General features: G+C 64.1%; 25 protein-coding genes. 7 read left to right on the forward strand and 18 right to left on the reverse strand.

The window, feature by feature from the left end:
* Positions 1-11: 11 nt before the first annotated feature.
* From J2T57_RS11780 to J2T57_RS11805, 6 genes are all read right to left on the reverse strand, one after another.
* Positions 12-374 (reverse strand): response regulator, encoded by a 363-nt coding sequence (locus J2T57_RS11780; RefSeq protein WP_253478365.1) that lies wholly within the window; start codon positions 372-374, stop codon positions 12-14.
* Positions 346-1,188: a response regulator gene (locus J2T57_RS11785; protein WP_253478368.1), complete on the reverse strand. Its 843-nt coding sequence runs from the start codon at positions 1,186-1,188 to the stop codon at positions 346-348. The genes J2T57_RS11780 and J2T57_RS11785 overlap by 29 nt, the downstream gene beginning before the upstream one ends.
* The gene (locus J2T57_RS11790) at positions 1,185-1,733 is read right to left on the reverse strand and encodes a chemotaxis protein CheW (protein ID WP_253478371.1); all 549 of its coding nucleotides are present in this window, start codon (positions 1,731-1,733) and stop codon (positions 1,185-1,187) included. Before J2T57_RS11790 ends, J2T57_RS11785 begins: the two co-directional genes overlap by 4 nt.
* Positions 1,717-2,964, reverse strand: coding sequence for an ABC transporter substrate-binding protein (locus J2T57_RS11795; protein ID WP_253478374.1), 1,248 nt, complete (start codon positions 2,962-2,964; stop codon positions 1,717-1,719). Before J2T57_RS11795 ends, J2T57_RS11790 begins: the two co-directional genes overlap by 17 nt.
* A gap of 179 nt (positions 2,965-3,143) precedes the next feature.
* A complete protein-coding gene (locus J2T57_RS11800) occupies positions 3,144-4,784 on the reverse strand; it encodes a Na/Pi cotransporter family protein (RefSeq protein WP_253478377.1) in 1,641 nt (546 codons plus the stop codon).
* 43 nt (positions 4,785-4,827) lie between these two features.
* The gene (locus J2T57_RS11805; protein ID WP_253478380.1) at positions 4,828-5,643 is read right to left on the reverse strand and encodes a universal stress protein; all 816 of its coding nucleotides are present in this window, start codon (positions 5,641-5,643) and stop codon (positions 4,828-4,830) included.
* Between the two features lie 241 nt (positions 5,644-5,884).
* Between J2T57_RS11805 and J2T57_RS11810 the strand changes: the two genes are divergently transcribed.
* A complete protein-coding gene (locus J2T57_RS11810; RefSeq protein ID WP_253478383.1) occupies positions 5,885-6,829 on the forward strand; it encodes a universal stress protein in 945 nt (314 codons plus the stop codon).
* Positions 6,830-6,876: 47 nt separating this feature from the next.
* Here J2T57_RS11810 and J2T57_RS11815 read toward each other — a convergent pair whose 3' ends face one another.
* Positions 6,877-7,107, reverse strand: coding sequence for a hypothetical protein (locus J2T57_RS11815; protein WP_253478385.1), 231 nt, complete (start codon positions 7,105-7,107; stop codon positions 6,877-6,879).
* A 109-nt stretch (positions 7,108-7,216) separates the two neighbouring features.
* Positions 7,217-8,002: a hypothetical protein gene (locus J2T57_RS11820; RefSeq protein WP_253478388.1), complete on the reverse strand. Its 786-nt coding sequence runs from the start codon at positions 8,000-8,002 to the stop codon at positions 7,217-7,219.
* Between the two features lie 204 nt (positions 8,003-8,206).
* On the opposite strand from J2T57_RS11820, the gene J2T57_RS11825 reads away from it, so the two are divergent.
* From J2T57_RS11825 to J2T57_RS11840, 4 genes are all read left to right on the forward strand, one after another.
* A complete protein-coding gene (locus tag J2T57_RS11825; protein WP_253478391.1) occupies positions 8,207-8,497 on the forward strand; it encodes an HlyU family transcriptional regulator in 291 nt (96 codons plus the stop codon).
* Between the two features lie 166 nt (positions 8,498-8,663).
* Positions 8,664-10,883: a mechanosensitive ion channel domain-containing protein gene (locus tag J2T57_RS11830; RefSeq protein WP_253478732.1), complete on the forward strand. Its 2,220-nt coding sequence runs from the start codon at positions 8,664-8,666 to the stop codon at positions 10,881-10,883.
* Between the two features lie 135 nt (positions 10,884-11,018).
* Positions 11,019-11,645: a bactofilin family protein gene (locus J2T57_RS11835; RefSeq protein ID WP_253478394.1), complete on the forward strand. Its 627-nt coding sequence runs from the start codon at positions 11,019-11,021 to the stop codon at positions 11,643-11,645.
* A 41-nt stretch (positions 11,646-11,686) separates the two neighbouring features.
* Positions 11,687-12,304, forward strand: a complete 618-nt coding sequence (locus tag J2T57_RS11840; protein ID WP_253478397.1) for a hypothetical protein — start codon at positions 11,687-11,689, stop codon at positions 12,302-12,304.
* An 88-nt stretch (positions 12,305-12,392) separates the two neighbouring features.
* Here J2T57_RS11840 and yjgA read toward each other — a convergent pair whose 3' ends face one another.
* Entirely contained in the window at positions 12,393-12,905 is a 513-nt protein-coding gene (yjgA, locus tag J2T57_RS11845) for a ribosome biogenesis factor YjgA (RefSeq protein WP_253478400.1), read from the reverse strand.
* Between the two features lie 91 nt (positions 12,906-12,996).
* Here yjgA and J2T57_RS11850 point away from each other — a divergent pair, with 91 nt between their 5' ends.
* Positions 12,997-13,437 carry a CBS domain-containing protein gene (locus J2T57_RS11850; protein ID WP_253478403.1) on the forward strand — a complete coding sequence of 147 codons (441 nt, stop codon included), beginning with the start codon at positions 12,997-12,999 and terminating at the stop codon, positions 13,435-13,437.
* A 2-nt stretch (positions 13,438-13,439) separates the two neighbouring features.
* Here the strand turns inward: J2T57_RS11850 and J2T57_RS11855 are convergent, their stop codons facing one another.
* On the reverse strand, positions 13,440-14,543 hold the full coding sequence (locus J2T57_RS11855) for a histone deacetylase family protein (protein ID WP_253478406.1): 1,104 nt from the start codon (positions 14,541-14,543) through the stop codon (positions 13,440-13,442).
* Positions 14,544-14,577: 34 nt separating this feature from the next.
* Positions 14,578-15,393: a transglutaminase family protein gene (locus tag J2T57_RS11860; RefSeq protein WP_253478408.1), complete on the reverse strand. Its 816-nt coding sequence runs from the start codon at positions 15,391-15,393 to the stop codon at positions 14,578-14,580.
* 154 nt (positions 15,394-15,547) lie between these two features.
* Between J2T57_RS11860 and J2T57_RS11865 the strand changes: the two genes are divergently transcribed.
* Positions 15,548-16,408 carry a M48 family metallopeptidase gene (locus J2T57_RS11865; protein WP_253478411.1) on the forward strand — a complete coding sequence of 287 codons (861 nt, stop codon included), beginning with the start codon at positions 15,548-15,550 and terminating at the stop codon, positions 16,406-16,408.
* 10 nt (positions 16,409-16,418) lie between these two features.
* On the opposite strand, the gene J2T57_RS11870 is transcribed toward J2T57_RS11865, so the two are convergent.
* From J2T57_RS11870 to J2T57_RS11900, 7 genes are all read right to left on the reverse strand, one after another.
* Positions 16,419-17,975 carry a BCCT family transporter gene (locus J2T57_RS11870; protein ID WP_253478414.1) on the reverse strand — a complete coding sequence of 519 codons (1,557 nt, stop codon included), beginning with the start codon at positions 17,973-17,975 and terminating at the stop codon, positions 16,419-16,421.
* Positions 17,976-18,022: 47 nt separating this feature from the next.
* The gene (locus J2T57_RS11875; protein WP_253478417.1) at positions 18,023-19,036 is read right to left on the reverse strand and encodes an Ldh family oxidoreductase; all 1,014 of its coding nucleotides are present in this window, start codon (positions 19,034-19,036) and stop codon (positions 18,023-18,025) included.
* A 133-nt stretch (positions 19,037-19,169) separates the two neighbouring features.
* On the reverse strand, positions 19,170-20,021 hold the full coding sequence (gene purU, locus J2T57_RS11880; RefSeq protein ID WP_253478420.1) for a formyltetrahydrofolate deformylase: 852 nt from the start codon (positions 20,019-20,021) through the stop codon (positions 19,170-19,172).
* Positions 19,997-20,608 (reverse strand): sarcosine oxidase subunit gamma, encoded by a 612-nt coding sequence (locus J2T57_RS11885; RefSeq protein ID WP_253478423.1) that lies wholly within the window; start codon positions 20,606-20,608, stop codon positions 19,997-19,999. Before J2T57_RS11885 ends, purU begins: the two co-directional genes overlap by 25 nt.
* Complete coding sequence (locus tag J2T57_RS11890) at positions 20,601-23,579, reverse strand: sarcosine oxidase subunit alpha family protein (RefSeq protein WP_253478425.1); 2,979 nt, start codon at positions 23,577-23,579, stop codon at positions 20,601-20,603. Before J2T57_RS11890 ends, J2T57_RS11885 begins: the two co-directional genes overlap by 8 nt.
* Entirely contained in the window at positions 23,572-23,847 is a 276-nt protein-coding gene (locus J2T57_RS11895) for a sarcosine oxidase subunit delta (protein ID WP_253478427.1), read from the reverse strand. Before J2T57_RS11895 ends, J2T57_RS11890 begins: the two co-directional genes overlap by 8 nt.
* An 18-nt stretch (positions 23,848-23,865) precedes the next feature.
* Positions 23,866-25,116 carry a sarcosine oxidase subunit beta family protein gene (locus J2T57_RS11900; protein WP_253478429.1) on the reverse strand — a complete coding sequence of 417 codons (1,251 nt, stop codon included), beginning with the start codon at positions 25,114-25,116 and terminating at the stop codon, positions 23,866-23,868.
* Positions 25,117-25,122 lie beyond the last annotated feature (6 nt).

Genomic DNA, 25,122 nt, shown 5'->3' on the forward strand with positions numbered 1-25,122 from the left:
CGTTGGCCAACCTACATCGCGCTGAGCTGCTGAATGATCGCGTCCTGGGAATAGGGTTTGGTGATGAACGCCTTCGCGCCCTGCATCTCCGCCCACACACGATCGGCTTTCTGGTTCTTGCTGGTGACGAAGACCACCGGAATGCTTTTGGTGGACTCGTCCTTGGACAGACGCCGACAGGCCTCGAAACCGTCCATTTCATCCATGATGATGTCCAGGAAAATGACATCCGGCTTCTGGCTGCGTGCCGTTTCCACGGCTTCCTTGCCCGAGCGGGCAGTTACAGTCTTGTAACCAGCGCCTTCGATGATCTGCTGAAGATTCAGCAAATCGGCGGATGAGTCGTCAACCACCAGCACTTTGGTGATGGCCATGGAGTTCCTCCTTTGGCAAAAGTTGTTCAAGAATGCGATGTAGTTCTTCCTGGCCGACCGGCTTCGTCAGATACGCACTACAACCGGCCATGGCGCCACGAATACGGTCGATCCGTGAGTCGCGGCCGGTGAGCATCACCACACGTAGGCCCTTGAGGTCGCGATTGCGACGGATTGCCTTGCATACGGCGTGACCATCGATACCGGGCAGCGTGAGATCGAGGAAAACGATGTCGTAGCTGTGCTCCTGCAATCGCTCCAGGGCGGCTTCACCCGTGGCCGCAAAATCCACGTCGATGCCGAACAGCCCAAGCTCGATGCCCATCAGCTTGCGTACCGGCGCACTGTCGTCCACGACCAGGGCCCGAACGCCGGTGCGGGTCACGCCGCGGGCGGCGCGGGCGGCACTGGCGAGGGCCGTGCCAGTCAGGGCCTCGGGGTTGCCGTCGTCGCGAATGGTCAGTTCCGGCACATAGCGATAATGACGAATGGCAATGGCATCAAGACCCTCGAGCAACCGTTTCACCGTAATGGGTCTGCAAATGCCGGTCTGGTCGCTGTTCAATACTGACGGATCGGCCATGACCCGCAGGGCGGGAAGCGGTGCACCATCGCGCAACGTCTGTTGCCATTCCCGCAGCGCAGCCGGACTGTCCATATCGACGATGGCGATATCCGCCTCGGCCCGCCCCTCGCCGTCGTGAAGGCGGTACTTGCGGCCACGCGCGGCCGCAAGCCGGAGCACGCTGGTCATCACCCGGCGTTCGGTGTCGCTGAAGCCGAAGAGAGCGAGACCGAAAGTACGATTACTCATGCGTGTTCCTCCTCCGCCACTGCACGGGGTGGCGCCGCCGTTGAAGCACAAAAGCGATCAAGTCGTTGCTGGCCGGACTCGGAAAACAGCCTTTCCAGCGCGAGGATCGGAATCACGGTTTCCTGCTGCTTGAAACAGGAAAGCCCCAGGTAGCTCCACACCAGGTACTCGCGCAGACAGTCCTCGGGCAGAGAACAGCCCATATCATCACTCACGCGGGTCAATACCGGCGCCGCCGCAAGTACCAGGGCGCCGAAACGAACGGCCGCATCGGGCCGTTCACGAAAGGCGGCTATGGTGACCCAGCCACCGGCAGTGGCACCGCGCAGACCGAGGGCCAGCCCCAGGTCGAGTACCGGCACATTCATGTCACGCCAACGCAGCGTCCCCTGCAGCACAGCTAGCGCCTGATCCGGCCGCGGTGTCAGGTCTGGCCGAACCAGCACCTCCTGCAGCTCCCGCTCGCCCACAGCGGCGCGCTTGCCGCCGCCGAAATCCAGCAGCCATGCAGCAGCCGACCGGCCTGCCTCAGCGGGAGACGACATGTTCATCCCAGAAAGTATCGGGGGTCGGGGCCCAGCCGACGCGGGTCAGGCTATTGAGATTGACCAGCTGCGAGGCCTGATTGCCGTCACGGGTGAAATCGATCTCGATGCCGCCCAGATCAAAGCGGGCCTGCCGGGCATGGGCCATGAAGTTTTCGCGGGTCAGGTCGCCGTCCATGTCCTCGAGCAGACGCAGCACCATGCGGCCGACGACGTAGCCCTCGAGGGACACGTAACCAAACTCGCTGCCGAGCGCCTGTCGTGCCTCTTCGACGATGGGCAGGCGGGAATCGAGGTTGGGCACCACCTGGGTCATCAGCACGCCGCTGTCGATACCGTGACGACGGAGATCGTCGTGAAAGTTCTCGGCACCGGTAAACGACACGGCGGAGATCACCCAGGCTTCGTGTCGACGGGCATACCGTATGAAGTGCGCGATGTTCTCGTACGCCCCCACCGTAACCACGACCTGACAGCTCGTTCCGGTGCGCTGCTCCCAGCTCTTCAGGGACTGATAGCCTTCCCTGACTTCCGCCGTGTTACGGGGGTAAACGCCCACCGGCCCGATATTGTTGCGCACCGGCTCATCGCCACCACGGGAGAGAATCTCGTTGTAGAGATCGATCAGGTTCTGGGACGCATCATGGCGCAGCATGGCCTCGCGCATGCCAACGATGCCAGCCATGCCATAGGCGTCGTTCTGCACGTAGGCACAGACCTCGTCGGGCCCGAAGCCCCGCCGAATGGCCTCGTCAACCACGGCGCCCACTTCTTCAACGTAACTGGCCCGGTAGTTGAGAATCGGCCCGCCGGAACCCGGCCGCAGGATGCCGGCACCGGTAAAGAAGCCCACCGCGGGGATATAGTGCTCCGCCAGGATGGGTAAGGTCATCACGGCTGTGGGCGTACCCACATTGCCGAGCATCAGGAAGATGCCCTCGTCGCTGTTCACCAGGCGGTTGGTGCTCTCCTGCGCCTTTGCCGGCGCGTAGGAGTCGTCGAGGAAGCGGACCACCACATCCCGCCCCTGCACGGAGCGACCGCGTGTCGCGGCCCGGATGCCTGTGCGCATACCCTGCCCCAGCCCCTGGGCAGGGCCTTCGAGGGCGAGAACCGAGCCGAGTACGATGGTGTCGGAGGTGACACCGGGTTCCGAACTGGATTGGCAGCCAGCCAGCGCTACAAGCAAGCCCGCCATTACGGCGGAAAGACGAAGACGACGACGCGTCATGACCAGCCCCCCTGGTTTTATCCCGTAGTTGTCTCGTACCGCTTCCCTTGCGCGGTCGAGGCGGCTTTCAGCGGTTGGTCGGGCGCGTCGGGTATCCGAGGTGCGCCAGCCCTCCGTCTGAAGCCTTGCGTTCTAGGCGCATTGATCTCATGACGGGGCGAAGGCGAGCGTGAGCCAGTTCACAAAACAGAGGTTTCGACGGGGCTGGGTGTTGAGTCGGAACCGGTTGCCACGACCCGACGCAGGTGAATGGAAGCCTTGACCGCCTGGTCGACAACCCGTCGCAGAGCACTCAAACGATCAAGGGCGGTGACCAGCGCACGCGGCGGCAACTGGCCGGCACCGACGGCCCGCAGCAGTCGGTTCTTGAGATCCGCATAGCGGCTTTCGAACCCCGCAGAAGCGTCGGTCAGAAGCGTGGTTTCGACTTCGTCAATCGGTGCGTCGGCGGCATCGACGATGTCGGCGGCGCCGGTAGTGAGCGCATCGACCTGGTCGCGCAGATCACCCGGGGGAAGGTCGTCCAGCAACTTGAGGCGTGCCAGTTCCAGGGCCCGATCAGCAATATCGAGACGATATTGCACCACGCGAAGAGCCGCAGACAGTGCGTCGGACACCACGGGGTCGGCGGAGCGCCCGCCCAAATCACGGCAGAAGTCACCGATTGCAAGGGCCAGCTCCTCCGCGTCCTCGCGCGCCCGCTGCAGCCGCGTGACGTCAACTGCGGACGTAGACAGCACCGCACGCAGCATATCGCCGGTGGCGCCGCGTATCCGGTGCAGCTCCAGGGACAGGGCATCCAGCGCCAGACTCGGGGCGGCAAGGACATTCTTGTCCAGGTAGCGTGGTCGACTGGCGCTGCTCTCCTGCCCGCGAAAGCACCCCTCGAGAAAGTGAATCAGGCGTGGCGTAAACGGCAGCATCAGGCACAAGCCGAGCAGTTTCGTCGCGGTGTGGAAGAGCGCCAGCGTTGCGGCAACACCTCCAGCGGGACCCAGCTGGGCCGCAATCCAGTGCACCAGGGGCAAAAGCAGCGGCAAGGCGGCAAGGGCAGCCACCGCAGTCACCACGTTGAACAGCACATGGGCGAGGGCGGCACGGCGAGCGGCAGCCGTGGCACCGATCACCGCAAAGGCGGCGGTGGAGGTGGTTCCGACATTGGCACCGATGATCATGGCGGCGGCCATGTCCACCGGTAGCAAACCGCCGGCGGCAGCGGTCAGTGTGACCGCCAGGGCAGCGCTGGATGACTGCATGAGCACCGTCATGACGCCACCGATCAACACGTAAGCGGGGATGCGCAAGGCGCCGTCGGCTCGATCGAATAGAGCGAGCTCCGTGCCCGCGAAAATATCCCTGAGCACGTCGATGCCAAGGAAGAAAATACCAAAGCCTGCCAATGCCTCGCCCAAAGCGCCGCGGCGACTGCCTCCGCCGGTGATTCGCAGTGCCATGCCAACAGCGATAACCGGCAGAGCCATGGCCTGCAGGTCGATGTTGAAGCCCACCAGGGCAACCACCCAGCTGGTCAGCGTAGTCCCCAGGTTGGCACCGTAGATGACACCCACCGACTGCGACAGGCTGAGCACGCCGGCATTGACGAAGCCAATGGTGGCGAAAATGACGGCGCTGGAACTCTGCACCATGGCGGTGATCAGCACGCCGGACCCGAGACCGCGCAGCGGGCTGCTGGTCGCCGCCAACAGGATACGACGCAACACGCCACCGGCGGCCACCTTGAGACCGTCGGTCATCAGTTTCATGCCCAGCAGGAAGAGTCCGATCCCGCCGAGAAAGGCGCCTATGTCGCCGAGGGTCACTGCGCACCCGGGGCAGAGCTGACCTCCATGGCGGCTGGGGCCATTACGGTGACGACCCCATCGGACAGTGCAATAGCACCGGCACACTTGCGCTTCGACAGACCGACTGGGCAACGCCCCCCATGACAACCCGCGCTGCGCCGGTTCTGCCGTGGGTGGTCAGGGCCAGCATGCCGCCGGACAGCCCGGCGGCATAGTCCGTGATGGCGCGGCCGGCGTCCTTGCCGTGCAATGTCTCCCAGTCAGCCGTGATCCCCTTGTCCCGCTGGATCTTGCCGGCGAGACGACGCAGATAAGCCCACTCTGCGGAATCCTGTCCGCGTGGCGTGGCGTCCACCTCGGGATTGAAGACCTGCAACAACCGCAGCCGGGCCCCCAGCTGAAGGGCAAGGCCGGCGGCCGGTTCGAGCAGGCTTTCGGCGAAGGTCGAGCCGTCCAGGCACACCATCACCGTATCGACCCGCGGCCCCCAGCCGTCAGCCAGCGCCGGACCGATCATCACCATGGGTCGACCGCTGTCGCGCAAGACGCGAAAGGCCACGCTGCCCATGATCGTCTCACCGGCTGCACCACGGGCGTGGGTGGCCAGACAGAACAGGCTGTCGACCTGCTCCCGACAGTACTCGGCAAGGCACTCCGCGGGAGACGTATCGGCCAGAACACGCAGCAAGGCCTGCAGGCCCCGCTCGCGCAAGGCACCATTCACGTCGCTCTCCCGCACCGCCCGCAGATCATCGGAGGGCACCACGGACACGATCTCAAGCTCTGCGCCCAGTTGCTCCGCCAGCGCATGGCCGGGAGCGAGCGCCTTCAAGGATTGGCGGTACCAGTCGACAGGCACGGTTACTTTGTTGGTCATCTTGTTCTCCTCCGTCAGCCAAGGCACCGAGGTGCGATCATCGTCCCGGTTGGCCTGGGAAAAGTATGCATAACAACGCAGAAAGCACCGGTTAATCTGGATCAAGAATGCCGGAGTCCGTGAATCGATCATGCTTGACCTGCATCAAAATGCCGACTGAACTGCTATGGCCAAATGCGGTATCGGATCGCCACACCCGAGGCGATGCAGGCCCATCAGAGAAGAAACCACCGGAGGCCCCATGGAGTCACCGTTTCGCACCATCATCGTCCCTGTGGATGGATCACGCTATGCGGCAGCTGCGGTTCGCTATGGCGGGCAGTTGGCCCACGCGTTGAAAGCCCCACTGCAACTGGTTCACGTATTCCCGGCATCGCCCCGTGAAATGCTTGAGCGCCTGGCCAATCGCGCGGAGCGCATCGCCGTCTCATACATGAAGCGGGAACAATTCAACGCCATGCGCGATGCGAGCGCCCAGCGGGCCTTCGAGGCGGCCCGGGAAGCGCTTCCCAAGGGGCAGGCAAGCGCCGAGGAGATCATTGTCCCCGGAGAACCCGCCAGCGGCCTGATTGCCCACGCGCAGCTCAATGAGGCGCCGCTCATCATCATGGGCCGCCGGGGTCTTGGCAGCTTTCGCGAGTTGTTGTTGGGCAGTGTCAGTGAGCGCGTCGTGCACCATGCCTCCTGCCCGGTCACCCTCATGAGTGACAAGGGACCGGATGCATTGCCCAGCGTGCTGGTGGTGCCGGTGGACGGATCCACCCAGGGCAATCGTGCCGCCGTCCACGCGGCGTCAATCGCACGGATCACCGGAGCGCGGATCAAGCTGGTTCACGTGTATCCCCGCTCCAGCGACGAGATTCCCGGCATTGGTGCCGGGATGACCGGCATGGCCGGGATCGCCCCGGAGATGGAGAAACGCTTTGCGGACATGGGCAGGGAAGCGGCTCGGATCGCCTTCGAGGGCGCTCGGGCAGCCATGAATGACAAGGGCCTGAAGATCGAGGAGATCCGTGATGGCGGCAGTATTCACGAGGCAATCCTGGATGCCGCGGCGGAAGAAAAAGACACAAGCGCCATCGTCATGGGCCGCCGTGGACTGAGCCGCATGAAGGAAATGTTACTCGGCAGCGTCAGCCAGCGGGTACTGCACCGGGCCAAGTGTCCGGTCACGCTGGTGAGCTGAATTGCCGCTGTAAAATTCTCGCCGCTCCCTGCCGGGGGCGGCGTTATTCAGATAGGCTCTTCATCGATTTCGCAGTAAAACCAGTCCTCGCTGGCCTCCGCACCATAGAGTTCCTCGAAATTATGCGCCGCGAACTGCCGGGCCTCCTTTTCGTTCACAGCGGCGATGATCATCCCCATCCGGCATTCGCGCGCCGCCTCTGCGCCGCCTGCCTGCTCGATCTCCTGGCCAGCCGCTTCCGATGCCGGCCGGCAGATCCATTCCTTCTTGTCTCCCACGTGCCCTCCGCTCCGGTACAAAACAAAAAAGGGTAGGCCAAGCGCCTACCCCTTATCAGTTAGCATTACCTGGCCGCCGGGTCCAGCCGCAGAAGCGAACCAGTCCGATTTAGAGCGGCATATCGACGCCGAGGCCGATGGCCACATCGGGGCTTGCGTCATAGACGCCAACGGATACGAACGGCTTGAGAATCGCCACCTGCTGGAGATTGAAATTGGCGCCCAGCACCAGATCCATATGGTTTCCGAAGCCCGGACCAGGAAGGTTGTTCGGAGCGGAATCCCCCACCAGTTCCACGTTCAAGGCGAATACCGGCGTGATCCTGTGGCCATACCCGATACCCCAGTTCTGGTAGGTGCCACCGAAGCCATCGTTGTCCTGGATGGTGTAGCCGAACTCGCCGTAGATCTTGCCGTCGGCGCCGACCCGCTGTTCTGCGGCAAGATTCATGTAGAAATCGATGCCGTCCATCGGATAGGGGCCAACGTCATCCGCACCGGCAAGGCGGACACCGCCCTCGACGGAGACATTGTCCACCAGCGCGATCTTGCCGAACAGAACCAGTGCCTCAAGGCCGGCGTCATCCGGATCGTTGTTGCTATCGCCGGAGTTCGAGTTATAGGTGAGGTGCCCACCGATTTCCAGGCCACGAATGACGCCGTAGCGAGCGCCGATCGGACCGATCCGCAGGTTGTCGTATTCGAATTCGCCGGGTTCGCGATTCGATTCGTAAGCCAGATTGCCAAAAAGCTCGAACTGGTCCTGCGGGGTAACCTTGGCGTGCTGGATCTGGATGGGGCGGATGTCAGCGCTGGCGGCGGTCACCCCAAGCAACCCGGCGATTGCGACTGCGCTGGGCATAAGGGTCCGACGGGACAGGGTCTTCAGGTCCATGAGGAGATCTCCTGTTTCTTATGGATTCCGTTGGAAAATAGTAGACTCGGCAGGCGTAACTGCGCTCCGGCGGGCTGGATGCCGCGACGCTGGACGCTGGCGAGAACTGAAAACATTACCAGCCGCCTCAGGCTTGAACCACCTGTCTGCGAACAACGACGCAGCAGGAGTATCAAGCCGAAAGCGGCCCGGTGGGGGACAAGCATGCTGGGGCAATTCTTTCGACGCCTGTTTGGTGGCGGTGACGGTGGCACTACCATCGCAGCGACCGAGGATTACAAGGATTACCTGATCGAAGCAACGCCGCTGCGGGACGCCGCCGGCTGGCGTGTCAGCGGGCGCATCAGCCAGGGTAGCGGCGAGTCCCGGCAGGTACACGACTTCACCCGCGCCGACACTTCGCCCAACCAGGACGACATCGTGGCAATGACACTGCGCAAGGGACGGCAACTGATCGACGAGCGAGGCGCGCAACTGTTCGATCAGCGGCCCTGAGCACTCCGGGCATTGGAGTTGTTCAGCATTTACCCGGGCGCGTAGACTTCGGCAAAAATCGACAGAGGCCTGGCGGCCACATTCACCGAACCACGAATAGGGAAGGAACGTTCGCGTGTCTGACCATCCAAGCATCCGGCGATTCATCCATCTCACACTCCTGGCCATGCTCGCCCTGGCTCTCCTGCCAACCCCGGTTCTGGCCGAGGACGGCGGCCATGAGGAACTGGCCGCCCTGCTGGAGGACGAGCAGGCCCGGGAACGGCTGATCGAGCACTTGCGTGGAGCGGCCCGGGACGACGCTCAGGCAACTGCCGAGGAAGAGGAAGCCTTTTCCCTGCCACGGCAGATCGCCAATATCACCCAGGGAATCGCCGAGGGCACCGTCACCGAGCTCAATGCCGCCGTGGCTGCGATCCGCGACGTCAATCTCGGTGATGGCGACAACCTTGCGGAGTTCGGCATGGCGGCGCTGGACCTGGCCCTGGTGGTCGCAATCACCGTCGCACTGTTCTTCCTCCTGCGGCGTCTATCCGCGCCGCTGTTCCGGCGTGATAGCGACTGGGCCTTGCAGGGCAGCGCCGTTTCCCAGACGGTACGGCGCACCATTGCAGTCGTCCTTGCCGCTGCGCTGGACGTGATCATCGTGGTGCTCGCCTGGGTGGGCGGCTATGTGGTCACACTGCTGTTTGTCGGTGGCACAGGCGAAATGGAAACCCGTCACAGCCTGTTCCTGAATGCCTTCCTGCTGATCGAGGTCTTCAAGGCAGCGATTCGCATGATCTTCTCTTCCCGCTACGAGGGTCTGCGACTGCTGCCCATGTCGGGAGAAGAAGCGGCGTACTGGAACGCCTGGCTGGCACGGCTGGCCGGTTTCATCGGTTACGGCCTGCTGGTCGTGGTGCCATTGACCAACCTGAACTTCGGCACCGGGCTCGGCCGGGTTGCCGGGCTCCTGATCATGCTGGTGGCGTTCATCTACGCCCTGGTCATCATCCTGCAGAACAAGACCCGGGTGCGGGAGCGGCTTGAAGCGATGGCCAGTGAGTCCACATTCGCCTTCACCCGCTTTCTGACCAATCTGGCAGCCAGATTCTGGCATCTGGTCGCGCTTGCCTACTTCGCTGCGCTGGCCGTGGTCACGGTGACCCGTCCCGAGGATGCGCTGCCGTTCATGGCCCAGGCCACAATCCAGACTGTGGTGGCCGTGCTACTGGGATCGCTGCTTGCGGTGGTTCTGACCCAGGTTATCAGCCGGCAGATCAAGGTGCCCGACGAAACCAGAGCGCGCTTCCCTCTGCTTGAGGAGCGGCTGAACTCGTACATCCCCACCGGCCTCAAGATCATGCGGCTCGGCATTCTGATCATGGTGCTCGCGGTGATTGCCGACGCCTGGAGCCTGTTCAACCTGGGGAACTGGCTGGGCTCGGATGCCGGCGCCCGCACGATCGGCACGGTGGTCTCCGTGGCCCTGATCGTCGTGCTCGCGACCTTGTTCTGGATCGGTGTGGCGAGCTGGATCGAACATCGACTGAACCCGGACAGCGATGGTAAGGAGCCCGGGGCCCGGGAGAAGACGCTGCTGACCATCTTCCGAAACGCCATTGCGGTGGCGCTCATCATCATGACCAGCATGATCGTGCTCTCGGAAATCGGCATCAACATCGGACCGCTGATCGCCGGTGCCGGCGTGCTCGGCCTGGCTATCGGCTTTGGTGCGCAGAAACTGGTGCAGGACATCATCACCGGGGTGTTCATCCAGCTGGAGAACGCCATCAACGCAGGGGATGTGGTCACAGCCGGTGGCATCACCGGTGTGGCGGAAAAGCTGACCATCCGTTCCCTGGGCCTGCGGGACGTCTCCGGAACGTTTCATATCATCCCCTTCTCTTCGGTGGACAGCGTGTCCAACTACATGCGGGACTTCGCCTACCATGTGGGCGAATACGGCGTCGCCTATCGGGAGAACATCGACGACGTCATCGTCAAGCTCCGCGATGCGTTTGACGAGCTGATCGCCCACGAGGAACACAAGCAGAAGATCATCGGCGAGTTGGAAGTTCACGGGGTTACCGCTCTGGCCGATAGCTCGGTCAACATCCGGGTGCGCATCAAGACCATCCCCGGCGTGCAGTGGGCCATTGGCCGTGAGTACAACCGCCTGGTGAAAATGCACTTCGACGCCGCGGGCATCGAGATCCCGTTCCCGCACATGACGCTGTACTTCGGCGAAGACAAGGACGGCAGCGCGCCGCCGGCCCACGTCAGCATGGTGCATCGCAAGGCGTTACAGGGTCGCAAGGACGATGGGCGCAAGCGGGTAGAAGACGGTCGCGCCGACGCCAACCCCACGTTCAAAGGGGACTTCGACGATGCAGAGGACTAATGATCCGTCGCCTGTCGCTGACCGGCTACAGATGTTTTTTGTGACGTTGCAACGCTAAGGTGTTGGTTCGTGGCGCCGATTGACCGGCTACACACATCGACGCGAGCATAGCGACGGGGACAGGAGACAGACATCATGTTCGATATCGGCAAGCGCGGATCCGGCTCCCAGAAGGATGAGCAGGACGATACAACCGACTCCCTGCCGGGCGTTGGCATGGCCGGCACAAGCCCGGCCTCTGGTAGCGACCAGACCGCTGGTGTTCGCCGGCGCGAGGCAGCCGTGATCGGCCCATCGATTCATATCGAAGGCACGCTGCGGGGTGAGGAAGACCTGCTGATCGAAGGCCACGTGAAGGGTACGGTACAGCTTCAGGGACACACCTTGACCATCGGCGGCAAGGGCCAGGTCGAAGCCGAACTCCACGCCCAGAGCATCTACGTGGAGGGCACGGTTCAGGGTGACCTGTATGGCACTGAACTGGTCTCCATTCGCAAGTCGGCACGCATATTCGGTAATGTCACGGCGCCGCGGGTCAGTCTTGAAGATGGTGCCAAGTTCAAGGGTGCCATCGACATGGACGTGGAGCCCGCACGGCCAGCGGCAGCCGCTCCGGGCGGTACGTCCAGCGGCAAACCACAGTCCGCCTCCGGCGGCAGTGGTTCTTCCGGCAGCCCGGGAAGTCCGCCCGCCGGGACGGGCGACAAGAAGACGGAAGATGCCACCAAGGCAACGACGTCCAAGGGCAGTGCCACGGGCTGAACCGCCCGCGCAGTCAGCCGCGCGGAACAGGGTGAGGACAGGTGATCACAGCGCCGAGCGATGCCGGCATCAAGGCCACCGACACACAGGCGGCGGATATATTCCGGGCGCCACTGCTGGAGGCGGTCCTCACCGATCTGCGTACGCGGGAGCGCGTCAGCGTGCTGGATGCTGGTCCAGCACGCGGACGCACCCTCGCGTTCTTCAGCCAGGGGAGACATCGGCTGGCCTTCGCCGACGCCATCACCACCCTGGCCGAGGAAGGTTACACGGCTGGTGGAGCGGAGCCCGGGGCGCTGTTACCAGACCTGGGAAACCAGCCCCTGGACCTGGTGTTGTGCTGGGATCTGCCGAACTACCTGGCGCAGAAACAATTTGCCGCCGTGCTCGAACCCATCGCCGGGGCCTCCAGCTCTGCCACGCTGATTCACTGCATCGTTGCCTACTCGGCGCAGCGTATTCCCGAGCGGCCCGGGGACCATGCCATCCTGCCCGACGCGTCGGTTTCACGCCGCGTGAGCGGCGGCGAGCGACCGGCTCCAAAGTATCCCATGGCTGATCTCGACCGCTTTCTGCCGCGCTACGTCATGGAACGCTCGGTGCTGCTACGCAACGGCTTTCAGGAGTGCCTGCTACGCTGCAGACGCCCGGGCGCCTGATCGCGCCAAGGAGACATAGGGTGCAGGCCAGGAGACCCGCCACGGATGATGAATCACGGCCCTTATGATGCCCGGCATCAGATGCGTTTCAGTCAGTCGCGTCCGGCATCGCCTCGCGAACCAGCCGAAACAGCTCCCGCGCCGCCCGGGGCGGTTTGCCGGCCTGGCTTTCGCGACGGGCGTTGCGCAACAGCTGACGCAAGTGCTGCTGGTCAACGTCGGGGTAGTCACTCATGAAGGCGGTTACCGCTTCATCGCCCTCGGCGAGCAGGCGGTCCCGCCAGTGCTCGATGCGACGATGATGCGCCGCAGATCGGGCCGAAACGCCCTTCAATGCATTCAGCGCCTCCTGGATCGGCTCCGGGTCCACCTCGCGCATCAACTTACCGATCAACTGCTTCTGGCGTCGACGCGCTCCGTTGGCTGTCAGACGGTCCGCAAGCGCACAGGCGTCCAGCAGAGCCTCCGACAAAGGCAGACTACGGCGTTGATCCGAAGGCAGGGCCAGCACAGCCTCTCCCAATCGTTGCAAGGCCTCGGCTTCCCGCTTCCGACTCGAGCGGCTGGGTGCTTCAGTGGCGTCTTCCCATTCGTCGTTCATTTCGTCAACCCATGGCACGGCCAGTGTTCGTCAGATCCGCTATCATAGACGGCAAAGAATCCGGATAGGTGAAAGAGGAGGTCTCGACCCCATGGACATGACTCTTGGAAGCATCATCAAGGAGAAAGGCGGCGCCCTGTTCAGCGTCTCGCCTGACGCGACTGTCAGCGACGCGGTCAAGGTCATGGTTGACGGCGGCGTCGGGTCGGTCATCGTGCTTGACCACGGCCACATCAAGGGGCTGTTCACCGAGCGCGATCTGCTCCGCCGCGTGGTGTATGCGGACAAGGATCCAGCAACCACCCCTATCGCCAAAGTGATGACAGCGGACGTGGCCACGGTGTCACCGGACCTGACGGTGAGCGAAGCCATGTCCCTGTGCACCGAGAAGCGCATCCGGCGACTGCCGGTAGTCGAAGGCGACGTGCTGCTCGGCGTGGTGTCCTCGGGCGATCTGACCAAATGGGCCGTGCACGACCAGCAGCACACCATCGACGATCTGACCAAGTACATCTACGGCGAACCAGCCTGAGGTCAATCCTCAGGCGCTGAGAAGGCCTCGCGGTGGTATTCGGCGGCGGCGGCAACTTCCGCCAGCCCGCACTCGCCCACATCGGGCACGGGGCCGCCGGCAAGCACCTGCAGCACGGTGTGCACGCCCCTGGACAGAGACTCTGTGTGGTAACCGCCCTCGAGTATCAGCGCCAGCCGACCCTGACAGTGCCGGTCCGCGATCTCCTGCACCACGCCCGCAAGAGCGGCGAAGCCGTCGTAGCTCATGTTGAGCGCGAGATCGAGGCGGTGTGCGTCAAAGCCTGCCGAAACCAGCACGAGGTCGGGGCGGAACCAGTCCGCCGCGGGCACGAGGATGTCCTGGAAGGCACGGACCAGCGCCAGATCACCCGCTCCTCCGGGCAGGGGAACATTGACCGTGGTGCCCTCCCCGAGGCCCGCTCCCACCTCTTCGAGGACGCCTGACCCCGGATAGAAAGGTGCAGCCCGGTGGGTGTCAAAGAACATGACGTCGGGATCGGCCCAGAAGATGTCCTGGGTGCCGTTGCCATGGTGCGCATCCCAATCAATGATGAGCACGCGCTTGCATCCCAGTGCAGCCTGGGCGTGAGCGGCTGCAACGGCGACATTATTGAACAGGCAGAAACCGCGCGCCCGGACGGGCTCGGCGTGGTGCCCCGGTGGTCGTACCAGTGCAAAGGCACTATTCGCATCGCCATTGACCACGGCCTCGACGGCAGCGATCGACGTGCCCGCCGCCACCTCGGCCGCCTCCACACTACCCGCCGAGACCGCCGTGGTGTCCACGTCCAGCCAGGCATTCTGGCCACGTAACTCGCTGATATCCTCAAGATAAGAAAGGGTATGCACACGACTGAGCTGTTCGCGGGTTGCCTGTCGACCTGGCCCGAAACGCACCCCGGCAATGGGCTCCCTGGCCAGCAATTCGGCGATTGCCGTGAGGCGCCCGGGATGTTCGGGGTAACTCCACTTCACCTGTAGCCCGGAGAGAATCTCGCGGACCCGTCGATCAAGCCGACCTGGCAGAAAAGGGCTGTCGGCATCGGGCCTGTGGTTGAGCATGCGCTCATCGTGCAGCACAAGCACGTCGCGATCTCCGATCATTCATCTCTCCCCTGGTTGGTGGTGTATCGCCCTGTCAGGCAGTTGGCGCGTCTATAGGCTCAACGTAGACTTCCAGCCGCGACGGTATCACCGGCGGGCCGAACTGGCTGAAGACGGCGACATCGGCTGCATCCCGGCCATAACCAAGACACACACGCCCGCCGGTCAGATCCGGCCGGGTCGGGTCGAACGTGTGCCAGTTGCCCCCCACATAGGCTTCGAACCAGGCATGGAGATCCATCGGCTCAAGCCGCTCCAGATAACCCACCACCAGGCGTGCCGGAATGCTCAGGCTACGGCACAGGGCGATACCAAGGTGCGCGAAATCACGGCAGACGCCATTACCGCGCCGTACCATTTCGGTGGCCGACACCGGCTCGGGGTCGGATTCCGACAGGTAGTCAATGCGCTGGTTGATCCACCGGGAAATTGCCGTCACCTGATCATAACCCGGCAGGGCCCCAGCGGTGATTTCGTTGGCCAGCGGTCCGAGACGGTCGGCTTCGCAGTAGCGACTGGGCGTCAGATGAATAAGGGTTTCGGCGGGCAACTCCTCCACCGGCACAAAGGGCGCGCCTGGTGCAGGCTGAGCACCCGCCAGTACGCGGACCTCCGATTGCACCCAGATGGACAAGGGCCCCACCGGCGCCAGCAGGCGCTGACAGAGATTACCGTAGACATCGGTGTACTCGGCAATCGGCAGGTTGGGCAGGACGCGATAGGTATCTCCGGCGACCCATTGATAGAGGCCGCTACGCGGACGCAGCAGCAGGATCATCGGACTCGCCACCGCGTAGGTCATCTCCAACCGGCAACCAACGCGTAACCACCGATGATCCGGAGTGTGCATCTGCTGCTCCCTGGGGCTAATCCATTACACTTGTGTACGGAAACGCATAGCGTGGCGCCATGAGTATAAGCACAGTGTAGCGGAACGACGCTCGCTCTTGGCCGTCAAAAACCACAGCGCCCGTCGCCAGGGCCAGACAAGGGAGATACCCGTCATGCAGCACCACTGTCCCTGCGGACACGATCATGGAAGGCGGCAGTTTCTGATTTACCTGGTGGGTGCCACCGGCACCGTGGCGCTGGCCGGGTGCAGTTCCACCCAGGTTGCCGACAGCCTTGGCGGTATTGCCATGATCTCCCCCGCCGAGGAGCGGGCCATGGGCGAGGCGGCCTGGGAGGACATCAAGAGCGAAATGACGCTGTCCACTAATCGCGACGCCACACGACGCCTGGAAGACGTGGGTTGGCGCATCGTGGACGCGGGTGGCAATCGGGACGAGAACTGGGAGTTCGCCCTGTTCGATGATCCCGCCATCAACGCCTTCGCGCTGCCCGGCGGCAAGGTGGGATTCTACACCGGCATACTCGAACTGATGGAAAACGACGCCCAGCTGGCCGCCGTGATGGGTCACGAGGTCGGTCACGTTAACGCCCGGCATGGCGCACGGCGGGTCAGTGCCCAGCGGGCGTCTGCGATCGGCCTGCAGGCATTGCAGGTAGCCCTGCAGATTGGCGATGTGGCACGAGCCGGCGAGATCGCCGGTGTGCTCGGGGCCGGCGTGGTTTATGGCGTGATCATGCCCTATTCCCGGGCTCACGAACTGGAGGCGGACGAGCTGGGCGTGCGCTATATGGCCCAGGCCGGCTACGACCCGCAGGAATCCGTGCGCTTCTGGCAGTCCATGCAGGCGCAGAGTCAGGGCGGTCGGCCGCCGGAGTTTCTCTCCACCCATCCGGCGGAAGATCGCCGTATTCGCGAGTTGCGCAGGATCATTCCCGAAGTGCAGCCCATCTACGAGGAAAACCGCCTCAGTCAAGCTGACCTGAGGCGGCTTGTAGCGCGCATGATGGGCTGACCGGGGGAGACTAGCGAACGATGCCCTGCTCCCGGGCCATGGCATAGCAGGCCTTGGGGCCTGTCCACAACGATGGTAGCAACACCAGCGACACCGGGATGGCGGTAATCACGATGAACTGCTGCAGGGCACTGATCTGCCCTGCCCCCATGTAGAGCAGTATTGCCGCCATGACCACCATGGCGATCCCCCAGAAGGCCCGCACCGCGGTGTTCGGTTCATCGTGGCCGGACGCCACCATGGAGATGGTGTAGCTCATGGAGTCGCCCGTCGTGGCCACGAAGATCGTGGTGAGCAAGAGTATGGCCAGGGCCATGACCGTGCCCAGTGGCAGTGCCTGGGCCACGGTCAGGGTAGCCACGTCAAAGCGGAAGTTGTTCAACGCCTCCACCAGGTCGATCTGGCCGGTGAGCTGATAGTAGATTCCCGAGCCACCCAGCAGGGTGAACCAGATGGTGGTGGCCACCGGCGCCATGATGCCGACGGCGAGCAGCATCTGGCGTACGGTGCGCCCCCGGGAGATGCGTGCCACGAACAGCGCCATCAGGGGGCCGTAGCCGAGGAACCAGGCAAAGAAGAAGATCGTCCACCATTGCATCCACCAGTCCGGCGCGGTTTCCGATGTCATGGTGGCCATGGTGAAGAAGTTGGTGACATACGCGCCCATACCCTGCAGGTAGCTGTTCACCAGAAAGAGAGTGGGGCCGAAAACGAAGATCACGGCACCAATGCCGATGGCGAGGAATACGTTGAACCGACTCAGGATCTGGATTCCCCGATGAATGCCGGTAATGGCCGAGGTGACGTAGATCGCTCCGAGCACGACGAGGATCAGCAACTGCGTCCCGTACCCGCCGGCGAAACCGAACAGCTCCTCCAGCCCGAAACTGACCTGGGTGGCCAGAAAGCCGATGGGCCCCACCGTCCCCGCTACCACGGCGATCACGCAGACCGCATCCACCACCCCACCGAAGGCGCCGCGCATGACACGCTCGCCAAACACCGGAAACAGCAGGGTACGCGGCTGGAGGGGCTTGCCGTGCACGTAATGGGCCTGGGCCAGCACGATGGCCGTCAGGGTGCCGAGGATGGCCCAGGCCAGGAAGCCCCAGTGCATGAACGACTGGGCAAGCGCGCCAGCCACGGCCTCCGCCGTCCCGGCCTCGGTGTCGAAGGCCGGCGGCGTGACGACGAAGTGATAAACCGGCTCGCCAGCGGCGAAGAACACACCACCCCCCGCGAGCAGGGTGCACATGATGATAGACAGCCACTTGAAGGTGCCCATCTCCGGCTTGTCCAGACCGCCAACCCTGGCGCTGGCCGCGGGCGAGATCGATACCGCCACGGCGATAAAGAAGGTCAGCAATAAAAGCAGCTGAAAATAGGAGCCCAGCACCCGGGCCGTCCACGCGAAACCTGTGCCCACGGCCCCGGAGACCATGTCGATATCGTAAAAGGACAGGGCGATGAACAGCACGATGAAGCCGCCGCTGATCCCCAGCACCCATGGGTCCCCAAGTCCCGCGTTGAAACCGATGCGATCCTGATTGTTGCGTTGCTCGCTCATCGCTGCCCTCTTTTTTCGTTATGCCGCCATCGGCGACGATGGTCGGATCAGGTCCGGACCAGGCTCTGCACCCGGTCCAGCAGCTCGCTTGCCACCGGAATGCCCGCCTGCCGCAAGCGCAGACGGTTATCCCGGCGGCGACGGCCCGGAACCCGTACACCGGGTTGCTCATCCATGGCCGCAATCAGCCCCTGGACGGCGGGCTGGAAAGCCGAACCGGAGAAGCTGTCGGGATCCATCGCCAGGAAGAACTGCCCCGTGCCGGGTGGACCACCCTGCGTACCGGAGAACGGGCTTGCCTGCGTGCCCAGGGCCCCGCCGGCCAACACCGCGGCAAGCACTTCCGTCATCAGCCCACTACCAAAACCCTTGTAACCGCCGGCGGGCATCATGCTACCTGCCAAGGCGGCATCCGGATCCGTGGTGGGTTGGCCGCTGGCGTCCAGGGCCCAGCCGGCAGGTAGCGGCTGTCCCCGGCGCTTGTGGGCCATCACCTCGCTCTTGGCCACCACGCTGGCGGACTGGTCGATCAACAGGGCAATCTCACCGGGATGCTCGCCGGGAACCGCCAGCGAGAAGGGGTTGGTGCCGATCACCGGACGCGTGCCACCCAGCGGTGCAATGGAGGCCGGCGCATTGGTAAATCCAAGGCCGACCAGACCTGCCGCAGCCAGCTGCTCGGTGTGGTAGCCAAGCACGCCGCAGTTGTAGGAACGACGCACCGCCATGCCGGCCACGCCATGACTGCGTGCCGCCTCCATCAGCAAGGGCAGGCCCTTGTCGATGGCCGGATGAGCGAAGCCGTGGTCAGCGTCCACCAGGATTGCGGATGCGGCGGTCGCCTGGGCACGGGGTTCTGCCAGTGGCCGAACCTTGCCGCAACGCAGGTGTTCGCAGTAGGTGGGAATGTAGGCCAGCCCATGACTGGCGATGCCATCCAGTTCTGCGGCCACCACCGCCCGGGCAAGCGAGTCGGCTGCATCCCGGCTCGCACCGCTTGCCGTCAGCGCATCCCGCGCCAGCCCCTCCAGTTCTTCAGGGCTACAGATCCGCTGCCCCATGGCGCCCCCACCCTCACGCAATCAGCCTGTGCTTGCTCATTGTGCTGCAACCTGCGGGCGCGGTTGCTGGGAAATATTTATCACGCAATAAGGCGCCCTCATGGGCGCCAGTGGGCAATGCAGCAGGGGCTGTCTAGCGGAACACCACCGTCTTGGACCCGTTCAGCAGCACCCGGTGCTCCAGGTGCCAGCGCACGGCACGGGCCAGGGCCTGACATTCCAGGGTCTGGCCGATCTCGATGAGATCCTCCGGCTCGTCGGCGTGGTCCACGCGCTCCACGTCCTGCTCGATGATCGGCCCCTCATCCAGGTCCGCCGTCACGTAGTGCGCGGTAGCGCCTATGAGCTTGACGCCCCGCTCATGGGCCTGGTGATAGGGCCGGGCACCCTTGAAACCGGGCAGGAAGGAGTGATGGATGTTGATCACCTTGCCGAACAGGCGATTGGACAGTCCGTCGGAGAGTATCTGCATGTAGCGGGCGAGAACGACCAGGTCGGCGCCGGTCTCCTCCACCAGGCCAAGCAGCTTCGCCTCCTGGGCCGCTCTGGTCTCGCGTGTCACGGGCAGGTGATGAAACGGCAGATCATGCAGTTCGGCGATGGGTCGCGCCGTCTCGTGGTTGGAGACGATGGCCACCACATCCATCGGTATTGTGCCGGTACGCCAGCGATACAGCAGGTCCACCAGGCAATGGTCGAAGCGCGACACCATGATCAGCACCCGGCCACGGACATCCTCACGCTGCACGTCCCAGCGCATGGAGAAGCGTTCCGCCACCGGTTTGAAGAAAAAGCTGAACCGCTCCGCTTCGGCGAAACTGAACCGCACCCGCATGAAGAACTGCCCGGTGCGCAGGTCGTCGAACTGGGAACTCTCCAGGATATTGCCACCGTGCTCGGCAATCAGCCCGGAGACCGCGGCCACGATGCCGGGCCGATCGGCGCAGGTCAGTTTGAGAATCAGGATTGGGGCGTTGGCGTCCATGGTGGCGCGTCTTCCTCGACGAATAGGGGTTGCATGGAAGCGGCGGCCTGCTGCAGCCAGCCGAGAAATGCCTGGGCGTAGCCCGGGTAGACCAGCAGAACAAAGCCGCTCTCCGCGTCCGGGCGGCACAATAACACGCTGATCTCCGCCATCACCGTTTGCCCGGCGAAACCGGGCTCCGCCGTCGCCAGGTCAAGCCGACACTCGCGACCGAGCAGTTCCACCGCATGGCGGCCCGACACGCGGAATGCGGCACGCCCGTGGCTCTGATCGCTGACGTGGCCAATGCCGTCCAGTTTCTGGGCCAAGGCCCGGGCCAGGGCGCCGTCACGCCCCCGGGGCGCGAGTATCATCCATTGCCGTGGTGCCAGCGGTAGCGCCAGCAACTCCCTGGTCATGGCGCCTCGACCCGGCGCAGTCGTAACGTTCAGCGCAGCCTGTACTGCGTCTTCCCGGCCCCGTCTGGCAAAGACCTGACAGCAGGCCAGACCACGAACATGGGCGATACGAACGCCGGGCTCGCCCCGCTGAGCGGGTAACTGCCAGGTACTCAACCCCACCGGATAGCGCAGGTCCTGCTCAGCCACGGAGTCGACTCCCTTGCGGATCAATGAAGCACGGCGAACAGACCTCCACCGGCACGGACTCCCCTTTCAGCGGGAATACCGCATCCAGGCGCTGCCCATGACGCTGGTCGCCGTCGCGCAGGAACGCCAGGGCGATCCACTGTTCCAGGTGCGGGCTGTGGGTCACCGACGACAGCCAACCAAGACTGTTTTCGATGGTCGCGTCGCCGCCGGGCTCAAGCAGGTGAGCACCGCCGCGCAGGCGACCGCCAGGCTCCAGGGGTCGCAAACCCACCAGCCGTGGCCGGCAAGTATCCGCCAGCCCGGGGCGTGCCGCCAGCACCTTGCCCACATAGTCCTTCTTCTGCTTCTCCACCATGCCGGCCAGACCGATGTCCTCGGCGGTGGTGCGGCCATCGAACTCCGGCCCTGCCGGATGACCTTTCTCTATGCGCAGCACACCCAGTGCTTCGGTGCCATAGGGTGAAATACCGAAATCCGCGCCGGCTGCCATGATTCGCCGCCACATGGCGCTGCCGTAGCCCCAGGGGACGCTGACCTCATAGGCCAGTTCGCCCGAGAAGCTGATACGGAAGATCCGAACCGGATACGGGCCGTCCAGCAGGTTGAGGAAACCCATGAAAGGCAGGGCCTCGTTGGACAAATCCGCCTCGGGTAATGCGCGCTGCAGGGTTTCGCGGCTGCGTGGCCCGGCGACCGCCATGGTCGCCCATTGCTCGGTGGCGGAGGCAACATTGACGTCCAGATCGGGCCAGGCCACCTGGGCATGGAATTCCATGTGGGCCAGCACCCGTCCGGCATTGGCCGTGGTGGTGGTGGTCACGAAATGATCGTCGGCAAAGCGCGAGGTGGTGCCATCGTCGAACAGATGCCCGTCAGGCCGCAGCATCACGCCATAGCGCACCTTGCCCACCGGCAACTTGAGAAAACCGTTGAGGTAGATGCGGTTGAGAAACTCGGCGGCATCCGGACCCATGACGTCGATCTTGCCCAGGGTGGAGACGTCGCAGATGCCCACGGAGTGACGCACCGCCAGTGCCTCTCGCCAGGTGGCGGCGGCAATATCCTCGCCGTCCCGCGGGTAGCAGCTCGGCCGCAACCAGTGGCCTGCCTCGATGAACAGCGCGCCTTGCTGCCGGTGCCAATCGTCCATGGCAGTACGACGCACGGGCGCAAACTCCTGGCCGCGACGGTGCCCGGCATAGGCACCCACGGCCACCGGCACCGCCGGTGGCCGAAAGCGGGTGGTGCCTACCTCGGCAATGGCGCGCTGCTGTATCTGCGCAAGGACACCGAGCCCGTTCACGGAGGATGTCTTGCCCTGATCCGTGCCCATGCCAAGAGTGGTGTAGCGCTTCAGGTGCTCGACGCTGTGAAAGCCCTCCTGATCGGCCAGACGGATGTCGTCCACGGTCACATCATTCTGCAGATCGACAAAGGCCTTGCCCGACCCGGGGCAGCGCCAGATTGGCCGAATGGGGGCTTCCGGGCGCACGGCCACCCGCGGCAGAGCCCCGCTTTCCGCAACCGTGAATCCCAGTTTGTGAGCGGCGTCACGACCGGCGTTGTACCCACCGGCCAGACAGTCCGCAAGCGCATAGGCACCGGCCGCCGAACCGGCAGCACTGGCGGACTCGACGCCCCCCGCCGGGCGAAATGCCGCCAGTTCTGCATCCCACACCGGCTGATCGCCGCACTGACTGAGCAGGCTGACATCCGGGCTGAATCCGCCGGAGACCGCAAGGCAATCACAATCCACGGATGCCTTGGGAACGCCATCAGGATCCTGCAAGGCAACGCGGCGCAGTGACTGCCCGCCGATGGCACGGGCGGGGACTGCCCCGGTCAGTACCCGAATCCCCAACTCTCGGGCCTGCTCGGCAACGGCTCCGGGTTCGGTCCGCGCATCCGCGATAGCCGCTACCTCGCAGCCGGCGGCAGCGAGATCGAACGCCGTTCGGTAGGCATCGTCGTTGTTCGTGGCCACCAGGAACCGCCGTCCCGGTGCCACAGCGAACTGGTTCAGGTATCGGCGGACCGCAGTGGCCAGCATGACGCCCGGCCTGTCGTTGTCATCGAACACCAGCGGCCGTTCCAGCGCGCCGGTGGCGGACACCAGTTGTCTGGAGCGAATCACCCACAGCCGCTGCCGGGGCAGATGCTCTGCGGTCTCCGCCAGCGGCGGCACCTGTTCCACCGCGCTCAGCACGCCGTGGTCGTAGACGCTGGTCAGGCTGGTGCGGGTGAGAACGCGCACGTTGTCCATGCCCCGCAGCCGCACTTCCACGGAAGCGACCCAGTCAGCGGCCGGAGCATCATCGACATGCTCCTGCTCCCAGAGCAAGCGCCCACCCAACAGCGGTCCGGCTTCGATCAGGAGCACGCGGGCACCGCTCAGGCCTGCGGCGAGGGCCGCCATCAGTCCTGCCGGACCGGCGCCCGCCACCACCACGTCGGCATGGGCGTGGGCGTGCTCATAGTGATCCGGGTCGGCACTGTCGGCGGCGCGACCAAGCCCGGCCGCGCGGCGGATCTGGCGCTCGTAGACCCGCTCCCAGAAGCTCGCCGGCCACATGAAGGTCTTGTAGTAGAAGCCCGCCACCAGAAAGCGATGCAGCAAGCCGTTGACCGATAGCAGATCGAATCGCAGCGAGGGGAACCGGTTCTGGCTGCTGGCAACCAGTCCGTCGCGGGCCTCGATGACGGTGGCCCGGGTATTGGGCTCACGGCACTGGCCCTCGCCCAGTTCCACCAGGGCGTTGGGCTCCTCGTGGCCGGCGGCGAGAATACCCCGCGGCCGGTGGTACTTGAAGCTTCGCCCGATCAGTTGCACCCCGTTGGCAAGTAGTAGCGAAGCCAGGGTATCGCCGGCATAGCCCTGATAAAGCCGGCCGTCAAAGCGCACCGAAACGAGTCTGTCCCGATCGATATGACCGCCGGACGGCAGTCGCCGCACCTGACCCTCACTCATGGAGGAACTCCAGTTCATCACCGGGCCGGCCCGTAGCAGCAATCCGGTGACTGACGGTATGGCGAATCACCTGCACGAACTGCCGGCAACCGCCCACGTGGTGCCACCATTCCCTGTGCCAGCCCCGCGGGTTGGTGCGAATGTAAACTGCCGACACGGCCGCCTCCGGCCTGGCATCCAGTGCCGGTGGGGCAACGGAGGCATCGCCCTGATACTGGAACTCGGCCTCATCCCGCAGGCCGCACCAGGGGCAGTCAATGCGATGCATGACACTCTCCTTCGGGACTTACTGTATCCATGGGTTTGGCCCCACGCCCTTTTCGTCCAGCAGGTGGCCGCTGCTGAACCGCTCCAGGGTGAAGGATTCAATCAGCGGATGGGGTTGGCCCGTGGCGATGAGGTGGGCAAAGCACCAGCCGGAGGCCGGCGTCGCCTTGAAACCGCCGTAACACCAGCCGCCGTTGAGGTAGAAACCGCGCAGATCTGTGCCGGTGATGATGGGGCTGCCGTCCATGGTCATGTCCATCACCCCGCCCCATTGGCGGAGCAGCCGCAAGCGGCCCATGACCGGCAGGATCGCCATGCCGCCGGCCATGACATGTTCCATGGCGGGCAGGTTGCCGCGCTGGGCGTAGGAGTTGTAGCCATCCAGATCGCCGCCGAACACCAGTCCGCCCTTGTCGGACTGGCTGACATAGAAATGCCCGGCTCCGAAGGTCACCACGGTGTCGAGCAGCGGCTTGACGCCTTCGGTGACGAAGGCCTGCAACACATGACTCTCGATGGGCAACCGCAGCCCGACCAACTCGCCGATCCGGCTGGTGTTGCCCGCCACTGCGGATGCCACCTTGCCGGCGGCGATGAAGCCGCGACTGGTCTCCACCCCGATAACGCGATCGCCGTCACGGCGGATGCCCGTCACCTCACAGTTCTGGATGATGTCCACGCCCCGGGCGTCTGCGCCCCGGGCGTAGCCCCAGGCCACGGCGTCGTGACGCACCGTGCCGCCGCGGGGCTGCAACAGGCCGCCCATGATGGGGAAGCGGGCATTGGCAAAGTCCAGTGCCGGAACCAGCTGTCGCACTTCGTCGGCGTCCAGCAACTCGGCGTCCACCCCGGCGAGCCGCATGGCATTGCCACGTCGGGCAAAGGCATCACGCTGGGCGTCGGAGTGGAACAGATTCACCACGCCGCGCTGGCTCACCATGGTGTTGAAGTTGAGTTCCTGCTCCAGACCCTCCCAGAGGCGCATGGCGTGCTCGTAGAAGCGGACGTTGGGCCCAAGCAGGTAATTGGAGCGGACGATGGTGGTGTTGCGGCCGACATTACCGCCGCCGATCCAGCCTTTCTCCAGTACGGCAACACGGTGGACTCCATGCTCCCTGGCCAGGTAGTAGGCCGTGGCAAGGCCATGCCCGCCGCCACCGATGATGACCACGTCGTAATCCGGTTTGGGCTCGGGGTCGCGCCACATGCGTGGCCAGCCGCGATGGCCGCCGAGCCCCTGCTTGAGTAGTTGCCAGCCGGAATAACGCATGGTTTT

The organism is Natronocella acetinitrilica (genome assembly GCF_024170285.1).
Classification (GTDB): domain Bacteria; phylum Pseudomonadota; class Gammaproteobacteria; order Nitrococcales; family Aquisalimonadaceae; genus Natronocella; species Natronocella acetinitrilica.